Raw genomic sequence first — 257 nt, forward strand, 5'->3', positions numbered from 1 at the left:
TTTATATTCTAAAACAGTATTTGGGCATGTTAATAAGATTTTCTTTAATTCCTCTGTGGATAATTCCATTGTAAATTCAGGTACACCAGGTGTAATTAAAATTTTATCGTAAGCATAAATAGCACTATCCACAATAATCGTTACATGTTGTGAATAACCGAAAGGAGCTACACATCCTGGAGTACAGCCTGTTTCTTCTCTTAGCTCATCAGGAGAACAGAGAGATAAGCTTTCTCCTGTTATTTCTTTCATCTCTC

The 257-nt window shown here is 34.2% G+C and carries 1 protein-coding gene; it reads right to left on the bottom strand.

The window, feature by feature from the left end:
• Positions 1–257 (bottom strand): YbaK/EbsC family protein (locus SB658_RS25470; protein ID WP_410603227.1); only part of this gene is annotated, 257 nt, incomplete at both ends.

The organism is Bacillus sp. SIMBA_008, assembly GCF_046535495.1.
Lineage (GTDB): Bacteria > Bacillota > Bacilli > Bacillales > Bacillaceae > Bacillus > Bacillus subtilis.